18 protein-coding genes are annotated in these 20,064 nt (G+C 60.8%); 4 read left to right on the top strand and 14 right to left on the bottom strand.

What is annotated here, in order from left to right:
- Window positions 1-135 precede the first annotated feature (135 nt).
- The 10 genes from HB633_RS26140 to HB633_RS26095 all read right to left on the bottom strand — a co-directional run bounded on the left by HB633_RS26140 (window position 136) and on the right by HB633_RS26095 (window position 11,552).
- Window positions 136-1,275, bottom strand: a complete 1,140-nt coding sequence (locus tag HB633_RS26140; protein ID WP_213781044.1) for an iron-containing alcohol dehydrogenase — start codon at window positions 1,273-1,275, stop codon at window positions 136-138.
- Window positions 1,276-1,441: 166 nt separating this feature from the next.
- Entirely contained in the window at window positions 1,442-2,344 is a 903-nt protein-coding gene (locus HB633_RS26135) for an SMP-30/gluconolactonase/LRE family protein (RefSeq protein WP_213781043.1), read from the bottom strand.
- Window positions 2,345-2,369: 25 nt separating this feature from the next.
- Window positions 2,370-3,314 carry a 3-hydroxyacyl-CoA dehydrogenase gene (locus tag HB633_RS26130; protein ID WP_213781042.1) on the bottom strand — a complete coding sequence of 315 codons (945 nt, stop codon included), beginning with the start codon at window positions 3,312-3,314 and terminating at the stop codon, window positions 2,370-2,372.
- Between the two features lie 19 nt (window positions 3,315-3,333).
- On the bottom strand, window positions 3,334-5,433 hold the full coding sequence (locus HB633_RS26125; protein ID WP_213781040.1) for an ABC transporter permease: 2,100 nt from the start codon (window positions 5,431-5,433) through the stop codon (window positions 3,334-3,336).
- Between the two features lie 37 nt (window positions 5,434-5,470).
- Window positions 5,471-7,000: a sugar ABC transporter ATP-binding protein gene (locus HB633_RS26120; protein ID WP_213781039.1), complete on the bottom strand. Its 1,530-nt coding sequence runs from the start codon at window positions 6,998-7,000 to the stop codon at window positions 5,471-5,473.
- Window positions 7,001-7,010: 10 nt separating this feature from the next.
- Window positions 7,011-8,138, bottom strand: a complete 1,128-nt coding sequence (locus tag HB633_RS26115; RefSeq protein WP_213781038.1) for a sugar ABC transporter substrate-binding protein — start codon at window positions 8,136-8,138, stop codon at window positions 7,011-7,013.
- A 42-nt stretch (window positions 8,139-8,180) separates the two neighbouring features.
- Window positions 8,181-8,957, bottom strand: coding sequence for an N-acyl homoserine lactonase family protein (locus HB633_RS26110; RefSeq protein ID WP_346730365.1), 777 nt, complete (start codon window positions 8,955-8,957; stop codon window positions 8,181-8,183).
- A gap of 34 nt (window positions 8,958-8,991) precedes the next feature.
- Window positions 8,992-9,924: a 3-keto-5-aminohexanoate cleavage protein gene (locus HB633_RS26105; protein ID WP_213781037.1), complete on the bottom strand. Its 933-nt coding sequence runs from the start codon at window positions 9,922-9,924 to the stop codon at window positions 8,992-8,994.
- Between the two features lie 34 nt (window positions 9,925-9,958).
- Window positions 9,959-10,765, bottom strand: coding sequence for an SDR family oxidoreductase (locus tag HB633_RS26100; RefSeq protein ID WP_213781036.1), 807 nt, complete (start codon window positions 10,763-10,765; stop codon window positions 9,959-9,961).
- A 64-nt stretch (window positions 10,766-10,829) separates the two neighbouring features.
- Window positions 10,830-11,552 (bottom strand): GntR family transcriptional regulator, encoded by a 723-nt coding sequence (locus tag HB633_RS26095; protein WP_255581164.1) that lies wholly within the window; start codon window positions 11,550-11,552, stop codon window positions 10,830-10,832.
- Window positions 11,553-11,795: 243 nt separating this feature from the next.
- Here HB633_RS26095 and HB633_RS26090 point away from each other — a divergent pair, with 243 nt between their 5' ends.
- Complete coding sequence (locus tag HB633_RS26090; protein ID WP_213781035.1) at window positions 11,796-12,311, top strand: DNA starvation/stationary phase protection protein; 516 nt, start codon at window positions 11,796-11,798, stop codon at window positions 12,309-12,311.
- Between the two features lie 236 nt (window positions 12,312-12,547).
- Window positions 12,548-12,970, top strand: coding sequence for a CHRD domain-containing protein (locus HB633_RS26085; RefSeq protein ID WP_056353789.1), 423 nt, complete (start codon window positions 12,548-12,550; stop codon window positions 12,968-12,970).
- 23 nt (window positions 12,971-12,993) lie between these two features.
- Here the strand turns inward: HB633_RS26085 and HB633_RS26080 are convergent, their stop codons facing one another.
- Window positions 12,994-14,595: a tannase/feruloyl esterase family alpha/beta hydrolase gene (locus HB633_RS26080; RefSeq protein ID WP_255581163.1), complete on the bottom strand. Its 1,602-nt coding sequence runs from the start codon at window positions 14,593-14,595 to the stop codon at window positions 12,994-12,996.
- Between the two features lie 278 nt (window positions 14,596-14,873).
- Complete coding sequence (locus HB633_RS26075) at window positions 14,874-15,734, bottom strand: LysR family transcriptional regulator (RefSeq protein ID WP_213781033.1); 861 nt, start codon at window positions 15,732-15,734, stop codon at window positions 14,874-14,876.
- Window positions 15,735-15,860: 126 nt separating this feature from the next.
- On the opposite strand from HB633_RS26075, the gene HB633_RS26070 reads away from it, so the two are divergent.
- Both HB633_RS26070 and HB633_RS26065 read left to right on the top strand, forming a co-directional pair.
- Entirely contained in the window at window positions 15,861-17,243 is a 1,383-nt protein-coding gene (locus HB633_RS26070) for a DHA2 family efflux MFS transporter permease subunit (protein ID WP_213781032.1), read from the top strand.
- 79 nt (window positions 17,244-17,322) lie between these two features.
- Window positions 17,323-18,327, top strand: coding sequence for an aldo/keto reductase (locus tag HB633_RS26065; protein WP_213781031.1), 1,005 nt, complete (start codon window positions 17,323-17,325; stop codon window positions 18,325-18,327).
- A gap of 36 nt (window positions 18,328-18,363) precedes the next feature.
- On the opposite strand, the gene HB633_RS26060 is transcribed toward HB633_RS26065, so the two are convergent.
- Entirely contained in the window at window positions 18,364-19,023 is a 660-nt protein-coding gene (locus HB633_RS26060) for an NAD(P)H-binding protein (protein ID WP_213781030.1), read from the bottom strand.
- The gene (locus tag HB633_RS26055) at window positions 19,020-19,985 is read right to left on the bottom strand and encodes an SDR family oxidoreductase (protein ID WP_213781029.1); all 966 of its coding nucleotides are present in this window, start codon (window positions 19,983-19,985) and stop codon (window positions 19,020-19,022) included. The genes HB633_RS26060 and HB633_RS26055 overlap by 4 nt, the downstream gene beginning before the upstream one ends.
- Between the last annotated feature and the right edge of the window lie 79 nt (window positions 19,986-20,064).

Below are 20,064 nucleotides of genomic sequence, written 5' to 3'. Positions count from 1 at the left end.
CAAATTGTTGATAATTTATGTTATGTCAAATCAATAAAGCCAGCGCGACGTAATTACTAGCCGTCCGGCAAACCGTGAAATCTTCGAGTCAACCGCGAACTACACGGCCCTGGCACGGACGGCGCGCCAGACTGGTTACATGGAGCGTTCGAGCATGTCCCGATAATCCTCCGCCGATGCTTCGCGTGGATTTGTCTTGTGGCTGTGATCCTTCAACGCCCCGCTGATGATTCGCTCGAACATGTCGTGCGTGACGCCGAGTTCTGCAAGTCCCGAAGGCATGCCGAGCGTACGGCTCATCTCGCGGATCGACGGACCGACCTGATCGCCCGATTCAAGTTGCATCGCCTGCGCCAGACGGCCGAGCTTGGTTTCCTCCTTCACGCTCGCGGACTCGCTATTGAACGCGATCACAGCAGGCAGGAAAATGGCGTTGAGCGTGCCGTGATGCAGCCGCGGGTTGATGCCACCAAGCGAATGGCTCAGGCTGTGCACGCAGCCAAGTCCCTTCTGAAATGCAAGCGCGCCTTGCATCGATGCACTCATCATGTTCAGGCGTGCAACGCGATCATCGGGCTGACGCGTCGCACGTTCGATATGACGCCACGCACGCCACAACCCGTCGAGCGCGATACCGTCAGCAGGCGGATTGAACGCCGGTGCAAGGAAGGTTTCGATGCAATGCGCGATGGCGTCCATGCCGGTCGCCGCCGTCAACGCGGCGGGCAGCTTCATCGTCAATTCGGGATCGCAGATTGCGGATCTCGGCACGACATAGGGCGAGATCACGCCGACCTTGCGGCCATCGTCGAGAATCAGGATTGCGCCGCGCCCTACTTCGCTGCCGGTGCCGGCCGTGGTCGGGATCGCGATCAACGGCGCGGTTGCCGACGTAATGCGCGCGGCGCCCCCTTCAATGACCGCAAAGCTTTGCAGCGGCCCTTCGTGTGTGGCGCAAACCGCCACGCCCTTCGCGAGATCGATTGATGAACCACCGCCAATCGCGATGATCCCGTCGCATTCCGACTGCTTGAACAACGCGACGGCATCGCGTACCGCGCCTTCGTTCGGGTTTGGCGGCGTGCGGTCATAGAGGGGCACGGACGTACCCTGACCGAGCGCATCGAGCACTGTATCGACTATGCCAGCAGCCTTCACGCCTTGGTCAGTCACGATCAACGGACGACGAATGCCGATGCGCTCGCACTCGCTTTTGATGAGCTTGACGGCGCCGAAGTCGAACTGGATTTGCGTGATGTAATTGATGAGCGACATGGCAGTGAGCGAGCGTTATCCAAAGGGTTAACCAGAAAGACAGCAGAAAGACAGCGGTTGGATCAATCACCGTTCTGGTCACGCAGTATAGGCGTGGCACCCTGCACTGGATATTGACAAGATTTCATGTCGCTATCGCTTTTGCTCAAGTCTGCTCACCACGCCTTCAACCTGCGAATCGCGGCTCAGGCAAGCCTTTCACCCCAAGCCCGGTGATTGCAAACAAGCCGCCCTTGTCGCGCTCTTTTTGCGGAATGCCCCACATCGGGCGGCCCATGGTCGTGACGAAAAGGATGTCGAGATCCGGGCCGCCGAACATCACGCTCGTCAGGTTGCGAACGGGGAAAGGAACCACGCGGTCAAGCGTCCCGTCTGGCGCAAAACGCAGGATGCGGCCGCCGAACACGAGCGCCGACCAGACATAACCTTCGGCGTCGACGGTGGCGCCATCGAATGTGCCCGCCATGTCTCTCGCCGATGCAAACACGCGCCGGTTCGCAACCGCGCCCGTCTCGATGTCGTAGTCGTATGCATACATCTGGCGGTCGTAGGTGTCGGTGAAATAGAAAGTGCGGTTGTCCGGGCTCCAGCATGGACCGTTCGAGCAACTGATACCGCCGTCAAGCCGAGTGACCTGACCGTTGGTATCAAGCCGGTACAAGGCCCCGCTGCGGCTCGACCGCTGGCCGCGATCGGCGTCGTAACGGTCGAAGTCGTAAGCCATGGTCCCCGCAATAAACCTTCCACGCCGGTCGACCTTGCCATCGTTGAAACGCGTTTCGGTGTCGTCGCTTTCCGGATCGGCGATCAGCTTGACCGTCTGCGCATCGAAGTCGTAGAAATGCAGGCCGTTGGCAAGCGCGACCACGGCGCCACCCTGCTCGCGCAACGCCATCGATCCAATGTGACGCGGCACGAAATAACGCTTGATGTCGCTGCCGTCGGCGCGGCAACTGCTGAGCTCGGCGGCCGTGCTGTCGATCCAGTACAAGCGCTGTTCCTTCACATCCCACAGCGGCCCTTCACCAAGATGATTGTTCGCATCGACAATCAGGCGCGTTTCGATCATGGTTGTCTCCTGTTTATTTATCGGACTACTTGGCGGACTTGGCTATCGCCCGGCGATGCGCAAGCAACGCCATCAGCCGCCGGTCACGCCATCGGCTACGGCTTTCTATTTCGTCACGCGGAAGGACATCGCGACGTTCAGCATCGAGCCGCGCGACGCTTTCGGGCGACCAGTCGAACGGCACGCTGTCCTTCGAAAACGATTGGTACATCGCGCCGTAGCGTGTCGCGTAATCCGTTACGCCACCGGGTGCATTCAGGTCGATAGTCTCGAACGGACCCATGAACGACCAGCGCAATCCGAGGCCGTCGCGCATCACGGTATCAAGGTCCGCGGCGCTCGCGTAGCCACGCGCGTAGAGGCTCAAGGCTTCATCGAGCAGGACACCTTGGAGCCGGTTCAACAGGAAACCGGGTATCTCGCGCGTCACGGTGACGGGTTGCTGACCGGCTTCTTCATAGATCGCGCGAGCGCGGGCAATCGTCTCGGGCGTGGTCCAGGGCGCGCCGCACAACTCCACGAGCGGCACGAGCGACGGCGGATTCACGGGATGCGCCACGAGACATCGCGCGCGACCGGGAAGGTCCTCGGTGAATGTTGAAGCGGGCAAGCCCGAAGTCGAACTTGCGAGCAGCGTGTCGGGACGCGTCAGCTTGTCGAGCTCGGCGAACAACGTGCGTTTCACATCCACGATTTCCGCGATGTTCTCCTGCACGAGATCGACGTCCTGCACTGCATCGGCAAGCTTTCCGCATGCACTGACACGAGTGACGATCTGCTCCACGGATTCATCGATCAGACCATATTCCTGGAGATCTGAGATGCTCTCGCGTATCGATGGAATCGCGCCATCGAGCATTGCGCCGTCGGCATCGTGAAGACGAACCTCAAACCCCGCGCGCGCAAACACGATGGCCCACGCGCGTCCAATGCGCCCCGATCCAATCACCGCAACGCGTTTGCTGCTCATAGTCGACTCCATTGAGTTCTCAAGCTTTCTTGTCGCGCAACGTGATCACCGCAGCCAGTACAACAAGCCCGTTGATGATGTCGCGCACAGCCGGCGGCACGGTCGTTCCCGCGAGCAACGTGCCGAGCGCGGTCAGCAACAACGCTCCGCCGAACACGCCGAGATAGTGGCCGCGTCCACCGGTAATCAAGGCGCCCCCAACCACCACCACCGCGATCGATGGCAACAGGTACGGGTCGCCCATGCCAAGGAACGCCTGGCTGCTGAAGCCGGCAAGCAACAGGCCTACCGCGGCAGAACACAAGCCCGAGAGGCAATACACGGCGATGAGCGTCGCGCCCACTCGCACGCCGGAGAGCTTGGCTGCAATGGACGAATTGCCGACCGCATAGACCCGCCGCCCAAAGGCCGTGCGATGCAGCAGCAACAACGCAAACGCGAGGAACAGCGGCACGCACCACGCGGCCAACGATAGCGGCCCGAAGCGGCCATTCGTGAAATTGCTCACTGCCGATGGCGCCCAGCCTTGCGGCGAGCCATTGCAATAGATCAGCGTGATGCCCTGCAGCAAGCCGTTGGCGGCAAGCGTCACGACGATCGGCGGCAAGCCGAGCACAACCACGCCAACGCCATTGAAGATGCCCACGAGCAAGCCTGCTCCGAGCACGAGCGGTACGGCCCAGATGGCGGCATCGTTGAGTCCATGTGTAAGCCCGGTGAGCAATACGCCTGACAAGGTGATGAGCCACGGCACGGAGAGATCGAGACCGCCAGTGAGAATTACGGCGCCCTGGCCCAGACCCAATATCGCGAGGAAGAGCGTGAGCGTCAGCAAGCTCGTGTAGAAGTTGGCGCTGGCAAGCACGCCTGGTCCATACACCACGCCGGTAATCGCGATGACGGCGAAAAAAAGCAAATACGCGGGCACTACGTATTTCACCCACTCGCGATTGCGTTCTATCCAGTCCGATACAGCATGGCCTTTGAGTTCGGTGTTTTCTATCGGACGGAAATGCTCGACTTCGAATTTCACCCGTCGCGCACCCGGATCATCCTTGGCGCGGGTTCCGGTCCGCCAGGCCGTGAGCCATCGGCTCGCGTACTGCGCGCAGTGATGCGCGGCCGATTGTTTGCCGATAGACGATCCCAGCACGGCCAGGATCAGGATCACCGCTTCGGCAATGGTCGTGAAAAACGCGGAGACGTTCAGCACGAGCAGGATGTTCACCGTGATCATCAGCGTCATGGCCGCGAACACCGTGCCGACACAACCACCGCGTCCGCCGCCCAGCCACGTTCCGCCGAGCACGACGGCGGTGAACATGGAAAGCAGCAACGGCCGGCCGACGAGCGGATCGGCAGAACCCGTCTGTGCCGATACATACAGGCCCGCCGCCGCGTAGAACATGCCGGCGAGCGCGTAGGTCGCGATCCGGTAACCGCGCACAGGCATGCCGTTCGAATACGCGCCGTCGGGATCGCTGCCGAGTGCGTAAAGACCCACACCAAAACGCGTGCGCTTGACGAAAGTCCACACCAGCAGCGCGATCACCAGCACGGCTGCTGACATGGGCACCTTGTCCTGAATCAGGTCAGATGTGATCAAGCCGCCAAACTGCTCGCCGATACTCCCTCCAGGCTTGTTCTGGATCAGCAGCGTGAGTCCCTGCACCATGAACATGGTTGCGAGCGTGACCACGATCGACTGCAGCCGGAACCAGGCGATCAACGCGCCGTTGATCAAGCCGATACCGCCGCCTATCGCGAGAATCAGTGCAACACCGCCCCATTGCTGAAGCGGCGTGCCTTGCACGAAATGCACGGCGAGCACGTTGGACAACGACACCACCGCCGACGCCGACAGATCGAACCCGCCGCTCAGCACGACGATGGTCTGTCCTATTGCAGCAAGCGCGAGCGTCGTGCTGCTGGAGATCACGGAGCCGACGTCGTACATGCCGACCGGCGTGGCCGACAACGACACCCACGCGATCAGCATCGCGAGGAGCGCGCCAATGGCGATGATCAGCCCGCGATAATGATCGATGCGCGCCCGCAAACCGACGTGCGCGCCTGGCCGCACGATCTCGCTATCGGGTGACGCAATTGCAATTTTCATGATCGACCTCTGGTTGCTTGATCCGACTCGCTGCGCGTTAGCTCGAAAGCATCTTGCGCATCACGTTCTCTTCGGTGAGCGCTTCACCCTCGAGCTCGGCCACATTGCGGCCGCGATACACCACGGTCACGCGATCGCACACGTTCACAAGCTCGGGTACATCGGTGGAATAGAACAGCACGGCGCCGCCGGCGGCCGCAAACGCGCGCATCAGCACGAAGATCTGATGCTTCGTCCCGACATCGATGCCGCGCGTCGGATCGAACATCAGCCACACGCGGCTCTGCGTAAGCAACCATTTCGCCATCGCGATCTTTTGCTGATTGCCGCCGGAGAACGAAAGGCACGGTTTGTACACCGCGCGCGGGTTCACTTCCATTTGCGCGAGCGCACGCTTGATGGCCGCCTGTTCGCGCTTGCGGTCGATCAAACCGAAACGCGTAAAGCGCTTGATGACCGGCAACGAGACGTTCTCTCCGCCGGGAAGCCTCAGGAACAGGCCCTCGGTCTTGCGGTCTTCGGGCAGGAAACTCGTGGATATCCCTGCCTTCAACGAGTCCGCCGTCGAGGTCAGCGTGACCGGTTTTCCATCGACGAGAATCTGGCCCGCATCGATAAACTCCGCACCGAACAGCGCCTCGAAAATTTCGCGCTGCCCCATGCCCTGGAGCGCCGCGATGCCATGCACTTCGCCTGCCTTCAACGAAAGGTCGAAGTCGTTCACCACGGCGTCCACCTTGATGCCGCGCGCTTCCATCGCGGGTGTTTCGAGCACGGCGGGAGACGCGACCTTGGGCGGATATTTGGCTTCCATCGAGCGTCCGATGACAAGGCGGATGACCTCGTCGTCGGAGATGGCGGACGTTTCGAATGCGCCTACGTCGTGGCCATTCCTGTACACCGTCAGGCTGTCGCAGAACTCGCGCACTTCCTGCATGCGGTGCGTGATGAACACGAACGTCACGCCCCGCGCCTTCATCTCTTCGATACGGCGTGCAAGCCACGACACATCGCGGCCCGACAACGCCGAGGTGGGTTCGTCGAGCAACAGGACGTCCGGCTTGCGCACCAGCGCCTTCGCAATCTCGATCTTCTGGCGCACGGGCAAAGCCAGATCACGGATATACGCACCCGGACGTACATCGCCCAGTTCGAGCTTTTCGAGCCACTCTGCCGCCTGCCGTTGTGCTTCGCGCTGACGGATGCGGCCGAACCATCCAGTCGGTTCGTAGGACATCAGCAAGTTCTGCGCGACCGTCAGATCGCGCACAAGCGTCATCTCCTGGAACGCGGTCTGCACACCCGCACGATGCGCGTCTTTCGGACCGCGCATGTTCACGCTCTGCCCCAGGATCGAAATGCTGCCTTCGTCCGGCTGCATCAATCCCGAGAGCAGCTTGACGGTCGTCGACTTGCCCGCGCCATTCTCGCCAAGCAGCGCGTGAACGGCGCCGCGCCTGACGCGAAAAGACGCGTTGTCCAGCGCGACGGTCGCGCCGAAGCGCTTGGTCACGTTCGACAGATCGATCGCCCAGCCGCCGTCCAATGCCTGTGAGTGGCTCTGCATGAAACGCTCCTTAGTCCGGCTTGCCGGTCAGCGCCGCGTTGAAACCAACCTCGCTCGTCTCCGACGAATAGATGTCGGCGAACCAGCCGGGCGGCACCTTGTCCGGCATGAACGCAGTACAGCCTGCTTTCAGTTCATCGATGGAACCTGTCTTGCACAGCTTGGATTCGGCCGTCAAAACCAGTGGCAGCTTGAGCGTCACGTGCGGCGGGAATTCCTTGCCTTCGAGCTTGCCAACCGCCATCTTCAGCGCCAGCGCGCCCGAGTACGGCGGCGACCCGTAAGAGATCGACCGATACCCGATCGAGCGATACGTGCCATCGCCCTTCACGGTTCCCGGCGGCAACATCTGCACGCGATGCCCGTTCGACGATTCACCCGCGCACGGTTTCACCTTGTCGTCGGCGATGCCGGCTTCGAGTTGCATGGACGCGGCCGTGAAACAGCCCACTTGCATCCACAAGCCGTCGATCTTGTCCCAGCTATTCGTCGCGAGGATCTTCGACAACTCCGTCTTCGCCGTCGCCTGGCTCCACATGCCCGTGCCTTCCGCGACGATCTTGATGCCCGGATACTTCGCGAACACCGCCTTTGCCGCTTCGGTACGCGCGCGATCCACCGACGTGCCCGGCACGCCATTGATCAGCACGATGTTGCCCTTGCCATTGATCGTCTTCGCGAGCCATTCCGCCGTGACGGTCCCGGCCTGCTTCTGGTCGATGGTCACGTTATGCGCGCACGGCTCGGTTACTTCGCCGTCGTACGCGGCCACGATCACGCCTTTCGAACATGCGTTCTTGATCGCGCGGTTCAACGCGGTCGGCGAGATTGGATAGATCACGATAGCCTTGGCGCCCGCCTGAACCATCGAATTGATCTGCTGGATCTGTTTTTGCGCGTCGGTGCCGGCAACCTGCACTTCGAGATCGACCTTGTCCTTCAGGCCCGGTGTTGCGGCCATGGCCTTGACCATGTTCGCAGCTTCGGTTTGCCAGTCGTTGCCGACATAGCTCATCGATAGAAATACCTTGTATTTCTCCGCGGCCGAGGCCTGTTGCGATACCGCCAGCGTCGCGAGCAACGCGGCCCCGAGCGCAAGGCGTGCCGCCCGACGGATGGTGTTCGTCAGCGTGTTCATGTCTTCCTCCGATCCTACGTATGGTTATTTATGCCTGTACTACTAACTTTCTACGTGCTTCAGACGTGCGCTTGCGGGTAGTTCAAGGCCTGCAGATCCCGCCACGACATTCGGGTCGTGACCGGGGATGACGAAGTCCGCGATTTGCCTGATTCGCCTGAGCGATGCGAGTTCGGCCGCGGTCTCATGAACGATCCCGACCGGCACGAGATCGACAATGTTTTCCATGCAACTGGCGCAATCGCCTGCGATCAGCACGACCCCGTCGGCGGTATCGACGGCAACCGACTGATGCCCCGGCGTGTGTCCAGGCGTCGGGATAACGCGTACACCCGGCGCAATATCGGTGATGCCATGCACGAACTGCCATTTGAAGTAAGCGAGTGGTTCGCGGCCTATCAGGAACTCCTGATAGAACGTGGCTTGCGTGGGCAACGGACGGCCTGCGTATTCCCACTCGCTCGCCTGCACAATAAAACGGGCGTTCTTGAAGAGCGTGTTACCGCCGGAATGGTCGTAATGCAAATGCGTGTTGATGACGATATCGACGTCGTCCGCGCTCCAGCCCACATACTCTTTCAACGCACGTTCGAGCCGTTCTTCCGGCGCCTGCTCGCACGGACACACGAAGCTCGATACCCAGCCCGGATCGTGGATGCCGGTATCGACGACGATCTTTTTATCGCCGCCGACAATCGCCGTCGACCAGACCGGCACCTTGATCTGCTGGCCGTAATACCGTCCATAGATCTGCGATGAACGATCGACGGTCAGCCAGCCTGTCGGCATGGCGACTACTTTGAGTTTCGGCACAGTCACAGTGATCTCCGCCGTCAAAGGTTGAAGGGATGCTTCAGAAGTTCGTGTTGTCCGCGCCCTTGAGTCCGAGCATGGCGCGCGCTTCGTCGGGCGTTGCAATGTCGAGCGAAAGGCCCTCTATCACCTGGCGGATTTTCACGACCTGCGCGGCGCTCGATTCGGCCAGCTTCCCTGCTTCAAGCCAAAGCGAATCCTCGAGCCCGACGCGCACGTTCGACCCTTGTGCAACGCCAAGTGTCGCAAGCGGAATCTGATGACGGCCCGCGCCGAGAATCGACCACACATAGTCGCTGCCAAACAGGCGGTCAGCGGTGCGGCGCATGTGCATCAGGTCTTCCGGATGCGGCCCGATACCGCCCAGCAGGCCGAACACGCTCTGCACGAAGAACGGCGGTTTCGCGAGACCTCGATCAACGAAATGCGCAAGGTTGTAGAGGTGCGAAATGTCGTAGCACTCGTATTCGAAGCGGGTGCCGTTCGCGCCGCAAGACGTCAGGATGTATTCGATATCCTTGAACGTGTTCTTGAAGATCAGGTCGCGACTGTTGGCCAGATGCTGGCGCTCCCAGTCGTGCTTGAATTCCTTGAAGCGATCGAGCATCGGGTAAAGACCGAAGTTCATCGAACCCATGTTCAGCGATGCCACTTCCGGCTTGAAGTGATGTGCCGGCTTCAGGCGTTCCTCCACCGTCATGTGCGGACTGCCGCCGCTCGTGATGTTGATCACCGCGTCTGTTTCGGCCTTGATGCGCGGCAGGAATTGCTGAAATACAGCGGGGTCCTGCGTCGGCCGTCCGTCGACGGGGTCGCGTGCATGAAGGTGCAGGATGGCCGCACCTTCTTTTGCTGCGGCCAGCGCGGCATCGCCGATTTCCTGCGGCGTGACGGGCAGGTAGGGTGACATCGACGGAGTATGGATCGCGCCCGTGGGCGCGCACGTGATGATGACCTTGCGCTTGGTAGCCATTGCTTTCAGACCTCTTGACGATTGAGAGACGTGTTCAAAGCACTTCGACGTTGCCGCACACCGAGATGGCCTGCCCCGAAATACCGCTGCCGCCCGGCGAGCACAGGAACAATGCGGTTGCGGCGACCTCCTCCGGCGTGGTCATGCGGCGCAGCGAGATTTTTGCAAGGTAGTCCTTCTCCATGTCCTCGTAGGAGAGGCCGAGTTGCTGGGCGCGCGCGGCGATCACACGTTCGATGCGCGGCCCTTTCACAATGCCCGGCTGGATGGCGTTGACGCGAATGTTGTCTGGTCCGAGTTCGATGGCAAGGCTCTTGGTCAACCCGACCACCGCCCACTTCGTCGCTGAATACGGCGTGCGGAACGCATAACCGAGCCGCCCCGCCACCGACGACAACGCGATGATCGACCCGCCATCGCGCGCAGCTTTCAGCAACGGCACGGCGCGCCGCGCGAAATAGAATTGCGCGTTGAGATTGACACCGATGGTCTGCTCCCACTCGCCCACATCCATCTCGTCGATACCACCCGTCGGCCCCGCGATGCCCGCGTTGTTGATCAGCACGTCGAGGCCGCCAAGCTGGGTTGCGACGTCATCGAAAACACGGTCGACCGCCGCGAGATCCGCAACATCTGCAAGCGTCGCGGTGATCGCGTTCAGCTCGGCTTTTTCTTCAGCTTTGAGAAGCGTGGTGATGGCGTCCTGGCTGGCGTCGCAGACATGGACGCGCGATCCGGCATCGACGAAAGCACGCGCAATTACAAGCCCGATACCCGATGCGCCGCCCGTGACCAGCACGCGCAATCCCGCGTGCGGTTTCAACATTTGCAGAACCGTCATGCTTGTCTCCGTTGATGTTTTTTTCTAAAACTCGTCTGCTACGCGCGTCTATTACACGCGTCTGCTACGCGCGTGCCGCCTCCCTGCTTTGCAGGCGCTCCTGCAAGTCCGCCGCGGCGCCGCCAATGTCTTCTTCGATACCTGCCCGCGCGCCCTCGCCATCGCCCTTCCAGAGCGCATCGACAATCTTCTTGTGCGCCGCCATCGATAACCTCATGTGCGGAATATCCGGCGCCACCAGGTTCAAAAACGGTCCAATGCGCATCCACAAGTTCTGGATCGTCGCGAGCGTCAGGTCGCTCGCGCCGTGTGTGTAAATGGCGATGTGAAACTCGAAGTTGCTGCGTAAATACGCCGGGACATCGCCGGCTTCTACATGCGCGTGCATTGCATCGAAGACGGCTTGCAGCGCACTTAAATGTTCCTCTGTCATCCGCGATGCCGCGCGTTTCGCGACGCACCCCTCAAGCGATACCCGTACATCCCGCAATTCGTCGAGCAAGTCGAGCGTCATGGGCGGGACCATGAGCGCGCGGCCGGGTCCATCGATCAACGCGCCTTCGGCCTGCAGCCGGGTCAGCGCGGCGCGCACCGGCATGGTCGATGAACCCACCGCCTCCGCGACCCCGCGCAGGCTCAACGCCTGGCCCGGGGCGAAACGCCCGGTCATGATTGCTTCGCGCAGCTGGGCGTAGACCCGCCCCGCCATGGTTTCGCGCGCCACGAGTTCGAGCGGCAATGGGTCGCTTGCTTCGCGGGCGGCGGCTCGTGTTGTGCCTTGTGCCATGAATTAAACAACTCCTTACGCGATCTGTGACCTGTGATCACACCTTGATATGGAGTGTGGTGCCGGTTCGGTTTTGAGTCAACAAGCAAGACATAGGGGAAAACGCGGGTCACGCTGTCTTGTCATGGGCGCCCTGCAAATTTGAACGTCGTTGAACCAACTTCCCGCTTGGGCATGAGACGTGCAACACCGTGCGCTGGTGACAAGACTTTTCCCGCCAATTTCAGCAACCCTGGAGCATTCATGGCTACAACGACCAAGAAACCGAGCGCCGCATCCGCCGCTCTAACCACACCAACCGACTTGGGAAACGACGCGCGCAAGCAAGTCGCCGAAGGCCTGACCAAGTTGCTGGCCGACGTGTTTTCCCTTTTCGTCAAAACGAAGAACTTTCATTGGCACGTGAGCGGACCGCATTTTCGCGATTACCACTTGTTGCTCGATGACCAGGCGCAATTCGTCTACGACATGATCGACCCGATTGCCGAACGCGCGCGCAAGCTTGGCGGCACGACGTTGCGATCGGTCGGACAAATCACCACGTTGAAGCGCCTCGCTGACAACGACGCGGATTTCGTTGCGCCTATCGACATGCTCAACGAACTGCGCAGCGACAACGAGTCGCTCGTGAAGTACATGCGCGAATTGCACGACGTCTGCGACGAGAAGGAAGATGTTGCGACGGCGAGTCTTATCGAAAACTGGATCGACCAGACCGAGGAACGTGTCTGGTTTCTGTTCGAGGCAACGCGTTCGTAAGGCAGTAGATGTAGTTGAAGAAAAGGCGCCGAGGGCGCCTTTTTTACGCGTTGCCAATTCTGCCTGGAGCCGATGGAATAAACCCTTCGGCACAGGCGTTTCCCAAAGCAACTGACGACGCAACACGTATTATCGAAACCACTCGGCCGGGATCAACGGACAGCCCTTGTCGAGCAACGTCGTGAAGTTCCATTGGTCCATAAAAAACAGGAAAAACGCTCATGAAACTCAATCGTATGCTGACCGCTGCCGCCCTCTCGCTGACGCTGGCCGTCCCGGCACTCGCCTTCGCCGATACCGTCAACCTCAAGGCAGACCTGAAGGCGTCATCCGAAGTGCCGCCAAAGGATAGCCAAGGCCACGGCAACCTGGATGGCACATACGACACGTCGTCCAAACTGCTGAGCTGGAAGGTCACTTATGCCGACCTGACGGGCCCGGCCAGCATGGCGCATTTCCACGGCCCGGCGCCGGCCGGCAAGAATGCCGGCGTGGTGATCCCTATCGATGCAAGCAAGCTGCCGAGCCCGATTGAAGGCAGCGCCACGCTAACCGACGCACAAGCAAAAGACCTGCTCGCCGGCAACTGGTATTTCAACGTCCATACGGCGAAGAATCCCGGCGGCGAGATCCGCGGCCAGGTGGAAGCGGCCAAGTAGCACTAAGCCTGTAAAGCGGCGAGCTACGGATTCTCACATCGAAAGCTCGCCGCGCTGTTGATGCTGCCTTTCCCAATGTATCGCGGATATCCGGGATAGCGGCAAAGCGGCCGGCTGCGTCCGTTCGTGGCGCTCGCTATGTCGAAGCCGATCAGCGTCTCCGGCGGGATGTTGCCCGTCACCCATCTGTCGAGCGCGCCTAGCTCGTCCCAAGCCGGAATGAACACGCCGTTGCCGTGCTGAAACCCCGGCACCATATAAAGCCGCATGAACGAATCGACGATGGCCTGCCCGTACTTCGCAACGAGAGATTGATAAAAAGCGATGGTCTGGTTCGGGCTGATGACTTCATCGGCGAGACCGTGCATGGTGATCAGCTTGCCGCCGTGGGCAACGAACGCCGACATGTCCGGGTTCATGGCGCCGACTGTGGAAGATAAATCGACGAGACGGCCTTTGTAATCGCCCGGATGATCCACGTCGAAGTCGAGCGTGTTGAAGCGCAGGTCATGCGTGACGAAGTACTTCATATAACTGTCGCCCTGCGTGAACAGATAACCGTTGGCATCGAATCGTGGCGGCTGCACGAGCACGCCCGAATTGCCGAGTCCCAGTCCACTTGAAAAATCGACGCCCTGGAACACGTTGTATCCGTAATAACGTGTCACGCCATGCGCGAGTTCGTAGGGAAGCGTGAAGCCGTCGCGCAAGGTTTCGAGCGTCGCCAGTTGCGCCTCCGACAAACAACTGTCCCGCTGCGAAGGCCGTTGTCCGCCTGCGCAACGCAACTGCGCGATGATCTTCGGCTCGCGCTCACGGCACGCCTCGACGTTTGCGACGATCCCGTCGAGCGCGCCATCGAGTCCATCGCATTCGTGCAGTACCGTCTCGACCACGCGCTTTTGCTGCGCGGGGCCGACAAAGCCGCCCGGCGTCCCGTACGATGCACGCCCGACTTTCACCCCGATCAGCCGCACACCCGAAAAATTGATGGCCGGCGCGTTCGCGATCACGCCGTCGTAGTCGTCGGGATATCGTTCGATTACGGTGAATGCTTCGCGCCCGCCCGTTGAGCCGCCGGCGAAATAGGTCTGCTCGGGCTTGCGCCCATAACCCATGATGATCAATGCGAGCGCGACGTCATGGGTTTTCTTGAGGTGCCCGTAGCCGAAGTTGATCACGGCTTCGTCGTTCATCGCGAAATCGGCGCGGCCCGAATTGCCGACGTGACCGGAGTCCGAGCCGAACGTTGCATACCCGATCGATAACGGCGATGCAGCCGGCGCAAACGCCGTTGGTTCCGTGCCGCTCACGATCACGCCGTTATAACCGCCACCGCCCATTTGAAGCGCGCGGCCGTTCCAGCGCGCCGGGAGGTTCACCTCGAAGCGGATGTCGGGCGTGGTATCGAGTTGCGCCTTGATCACGCCGACCAGCCGGCAGTAATCGCCGTTGCGATTGCGCGGAGCCGCCGCGGCCACGAATGAAGCATCGGTGATGATCGCTCCGCGCGTGGGCAATCCGATCACCGATGCCGGCACGTCCTTGCCTTCCAGCTCGGCGCAGTGCTTGACCACGTATGACGCCGCGCTCGCGTGCGCGCAGCACGCAAACAAGGCGATCATCGAGAGGGAACGCAGGAGACGGAGTGTGGCTTGGGGCATCGATAAGAGGTTGATTACCGCGGACGGTATGGGACTGTCGCCTGAAGCCTGAGGCCAGTTTTAGGCCGACGCCGCACAATATATAAGAAGCTTCTTATTGGAAGGAATCCAATCCGCCGCGCGTTGTGTTTGCACAACCTTGTGCTTACAAGCCGATTAATCCCACAGATAAGCCGCAGATAACGAGCGCAAGCCGCGCCAGCGCTTTCGCACGCCGCATGCCTGACGTTGACCTGCGCTTATTCACCGGCCCATTCGCCACGCAGATCGCTGTCTTGCAGAAGTTCCAGCAGCGTTTGAGCCGGCCTGCTCAGATGCTTCGCCGCCAGTGCGATGAACTCGACTTCCGGCAATTCCGGCAATTCCTCACGGTTCGCCGGCGGCGCTAGTCCCCTGCCCGACAGAAAATTCGAGCGCACCGTAAGCCCCAGCCCGCCGCGCGCCGCTGCAATGCACCCTGCATACGAACTGCTCGTGCAGACCATTTGCCATTGAGCGCCGACGGCCGCGAGCGCATCGAGCACGACGGCGCGTGTCACGCTCGGCTCGGCGACAAGAATCAACGGCAGCGGCTGCGTGAGATCCACTTCGGTCCCGGTCCGCGCGAGCCATTCGAGTTTTCCGGAAAAAAGCGGAATGCCGCGCCGGTCGCCGAGCCGCCTCTTGCCGATCAACAAATCGATCGCGCCAGCGTCCAGACGTTCGTAAAGCCGCCCCGTCATGCCGATGGTGATTTCCAGCTCGACGTCGGGATGCGTGCGCCGGAACGCGGCGAGCACGCTCGGCAGCGGCCCGAGCGCCATATCGTCCGATGAACCCAGGCGCACGCGGCCACGCAATCGCGGTGAACGAAATTGCGATTCGGCGTGGGACATGGCTTCGAGGATCACCCGGGCGTGGACGAGCATGGCTTCGCCGTCGGCGGTGAGTGCGAGCGAGTGGGTATCGCGGACAAGCAGGCGACGCCCCACATGCTCCTCCAGACGCCGGATGTGCTCGCTGACGCTCGATTGCGTCAGGCTGAGCTGACGGCCGGCGTCGGTAAAACTATGCGACGCGGCCACCGTCGCGAACGTGTTCAGCCAGACAGGATTGAGCATTTGCCATTGTTATCGAATATTCCGATCGCAGTCAATGTTGCCAGCGGGGTTCCCGATAACCACGCATGGTCTTAAAATCTTCACATTGCACGGAATTCCGCGCTACAACGCATCATCAGCAAAAGAATGACCCCAAAAAACTCACACACGGCGCTCCTCTGGATCGTGGCCGTCGGCTTCTTTATGCAGGCGCTTGACACGACCATCGTCAATACCGCCCTGCCTTCCATTGCGCGGAGCCTTCACGCACAGCCGCTCGCCATGCAGCCAATCGTGGTCGCATACACGCTGACCATGGCGCTTCTTACGCCCGCCTCGGGCTGGCTCGCGGACCGCTTCGGCACGCGGCGCGTCTACTTTGTCGCGATCCTGTTATTCGTGATCGGATCGCTTTGCTGCGCGAACGCACAAACGCTCAATCAACTGATCGTCGCGCGCGTGATCCAGGGTATCGGCGGTTCGATGCTGCTGCCTATCGGACGGCTCGCCGTGCTTCGCAGCGTGACCGGCGAGGCTTATGTATCCGCGCTCGCGGTCATCTCCATTGCAGGGCAGGTCGGTCCCATTCTCGGCCCGACGCTCGGCGGCTGGTTCGTCGAATCGTTTTCATGGCACTGGATCTTCCTGATCAACGTGCCGATCGGCGCGGTCGGTTTGCTCGCCGTGCAGCGTTTTCTTCCCGATGACGCCATCGCCGATGCACCCCCTTTCGACTTCATTGGTGGCGCGCTGTTGTCGCTCTGCATGGTTGCGTTTTCCATGGCGCTCGACAGCCCCGCGCAGACCCACAAGGTGCTGGTGTCGGGCGGGTTGTTCGCGGTGTCCGCCGTCGCCGCGCTCTCCTACATTCCGTACGCAAGGCGCCGCGCCAATCCGTTGTTCAAGCTGTCCTTGTTCAGCGAGCCGAACTTCAGCGTCGGGCTGATCGGCAATTTGCTGTGCCGGGTGGGATCGAGCGCCGTGCCGTTTCTCTTGCCGCTCCTGATGCAATTGCAGCTCGGCTACACACCGCTGCATTCGGGCCTGATGATGCTGCCCGCAGCGTTTGCAGGCACGGTTGCGAAGGGATGGATCACGCCGCTCGTCAAGCGCTACGGCTACGACAATTTCCTGCTGTGGAACACGATTCTTGTCGGGGCATCGATAGTCGGCTTCGCTTCGTTCTCGTTGAGCACGCCGCTTGTCATCGAGATTGCGATTCTCGCCGTGTTCGGTGCGTGCAATTCCATGCAGTTCGCCGCGATGAACAGCGTCACGCTCAAAGGCCTGTCGATCAAGGATGCAGGCAGCGGCAACAGCCTCTTCTCGATGGTGCAGATGCTCGCGATCGGCCTGGGTGTTTCGATTGGCGGCGGCCTCGTGTCTGTCTTTTCCACGAGCCTCGGCTCCGCGGCGCTGGCCTTTCGCATTGCGTTCGTGTGCGTGGGCGTGGTCACCTTGGCGTCCGCCATCGTATTCCGGTTCCTCGATACCGTCCCGCGTGGCACGGCTCAACCTGCAACCTCATAAGTCCTTCGTCTGCAAGCATCGGCCGTAGCGTTTAAGCTTGTTCAATCTTTAACCTGGTCAATCGCTCGAGGAGTTCGCCTTGGAATATCGTAAGTTTGGGAAGACTGGCCTGACCGTTTCGCGCCTGTGCCTCGGCACCATGACATTCGGCTTGCAGACCGAAGAAAACGTGTCGCGCAGCATCATGGATCGCGCCGCGGAAGCGGGCGTGAATTTCATCGATACCGCCGATGTCTATCCGCTCGGCGCCGACGAAACGCATTCGGGCCGCACTGAGGAAATCGTCGGCCGATGGCTGAAGGACACGCCCTCGCGCCGCAGCGAATTCATCCTCGCGACGAAAGCCGTCGGCAAGATGGGCCCGATGGCATGGGACCAGGGTGCATCGCGCAAGCACTTGCTGGACGCCATCGACGCATCGCTGAAACGGCTGAACACCGACTACGTCGACTTGTACCAGCTGCATAGCGACGATCGTGAAACGCCGCTCGATGAAACCCTCGAGGCGCTCGACACTATCGTGCGTCATGGCAAGGCGCGTTATATCGGCGTGTCGAATTTCCTGGCCTATCGGCTTGCAACCGCGCTCGGACGCTCGGACTTCCTGCGCGTTGCGCGCTTCATCTCCGTCCAGCCGCGATACAACCTGCTCTTCCGTCAGATCGAACGCGAACTGCTGCCGCTCGCCGCCGACGAAAACATCGCCGTGATTCCGTATAACCCGCTCGCTGGCGGTTTGTTGACCGGCAAGCACAAGCACGATGCCAAACCCGCCGACGGCCGTTTCACCGGGACAGTCGGCAAGGCTGGCGAGATGTATTCGCAACGCTACTGGCACGAGCGCGAGTTCGAGACCATCGCGAACCTGCAGAAAATCGTGGATGAAACCGGCGAGTCGCTGACAAAAACGTCGGTAGCGTGGGTCCTGGCGAATCCGGCGATCACATCGGCCATCATCGGTGCGAGCAAGCCCGAGCAACTGACCGATAGCCTGGCCGCCGTCGACCTCAAGCTGGACGGCGGGTTGAAAGCGAAACTCGACGACGCGACGAAGGAATATCGCTGGGGCGATGCCGCGCGTTGATCCGGGAAAGTGCCGGCCCGGCCGGCACGAGCGAATCTAGTACTTCGTGATATCGCGCGGCTCGAATGTTCTCGACGGCCCACGCTCTTTCGCCGTGACGACCATCGCGCGGCCGAGTTGCTGCGTGGTGGTAATTGCGTTCGGAAACGAGCGCCTCAGCAGTGGAAACAATGGGCGCATGATCGATATGGCGACCTGATACATCGGCGTCTTCGAACGGATGCCGTCAATCGGCTGGATTGCTCCCGGGCGGAACATATAGGCCGCCTTGAACGGCATGCGCAACAGCGCATTTTCGGTGCGCCCCTTCACCCTCGCCCACATGGACTTCCCGCGCTCGGTCGAATCCGTGCCTGAACCCGAGACATACGAGAACGTCATTGCGGGATTGAGCCGCGACAAAACCCGCGCGATGCCGAACGTCAGGTCGTAGGTCAGATGCGCATAGTCGGCCTCTTTCATTCTGAACGACGACACGCCGAGGCAAAAAAAACAGGCATCGAAACCGGTCAGCTGGTCCTCGATCGCGGAGAGATCGAACAGATCGCCGTGCACGATCTCCGCGAACTTCGGATCCAGTTGCCGCGTGGTACTGCGCCCGACAGCGACAACGCGCTCGACGTCTGCGTCGAGCAGACATTCCCGCAATACGCCCTGCCCGACCATGCCTGTCGCGCCAAAAACGATGACTTTCATACTTTCTCCGGCGTTTGAACACCACGCTTTTCACCCGGCTTCTCACCCCACTCGACACCCGTGAGTTTCACCGATACATCCCAGAGCTTCGCGCCGATCTCGGCGTTGGTGGCCTGCGGGGAAATGCGCGCTTCCGATGGCGCGCCGGTCAGTTCCTGAAAACCCTTCGGCCCATAGTACGCGGCGCCGCGTGCTTCCGGCGCCGTCGCGGCGAGGAGCGTGGGCAACGCGCCCTCGGCCGCGCTGTGGCTCACGAACCGCGACATCAGGCGGCTGGCGACGGCCAGCACGCCCGATGTCCCGGGTCCGTTCGCGATCAGGTCTGTCCGCGCGAATCCCGGATGCGCGGCGTTGCTCATAATGCCCCAGCCGTTTGCGTCGCTGCGCCGCTGCAGTTCCAGCGCGAACATCAGCATGGCGAGCTTCGATTGCTCGTAAGCAGGCCACGCTTTGTACACGCGCTCGCCCTGAAGGTTATCGAAGGAGACCTTCCCCCGCCTGTGCGCGATGCTGCTCAAATTCACCACGCGCGGCGCGGCGCTTTTTTGCAGCAGCGGCAGCAACTGCGCGGTCAGCGCGAAGTGACCCAGATAGTTGGTGCCGAACTGGCGTTCAAAGCCATCAGTGGTTTTCTCGTGTTGCGGCAGCATCATCACGCCGGCATTGTTCACGAGGATATCGATAGGTCTGCCCTCGGCGAGCAGATGTTCCGAGGCGCGCGAAATCGACTTCAGACTTGCCAGATCGATCATCTGGAAGCTGATCCGAGCGTCCGGAACTTCGCGGCGGATACGGTCGAGCGCTGTACGGCCTTTCGCTTCGTTGCGACCCGTGAGAATCACCTCGGCGCCCGCACGCGCCAGTTCGAGCGATGTCTCATATCCCAATCCGCCGGTCGCACCCGTGACGACAACACGCTTGCCGGTCTGCGGCGGAATATCTGCAGTAGTCCATGTGCTCATTTGCATACCCTTTCGAATTTAATTGCGTGAGTAATCAGTCATTAAATCAGCGACAAAAAAGCCTTGTTTCCACGAAACT

The organism is Caballeronia sp. dw_276 (assembly GCF_018449635.1).
Classification (GTDB): domain Bacteria; phylum Pseudomonadota; class Gammaproteobacteria; order Burkholderiales; family Burkholderiaceae; genus Caballeronia.
This window is presented reverse-complemented; position numbering and strand designations above follow the sequence as displayed.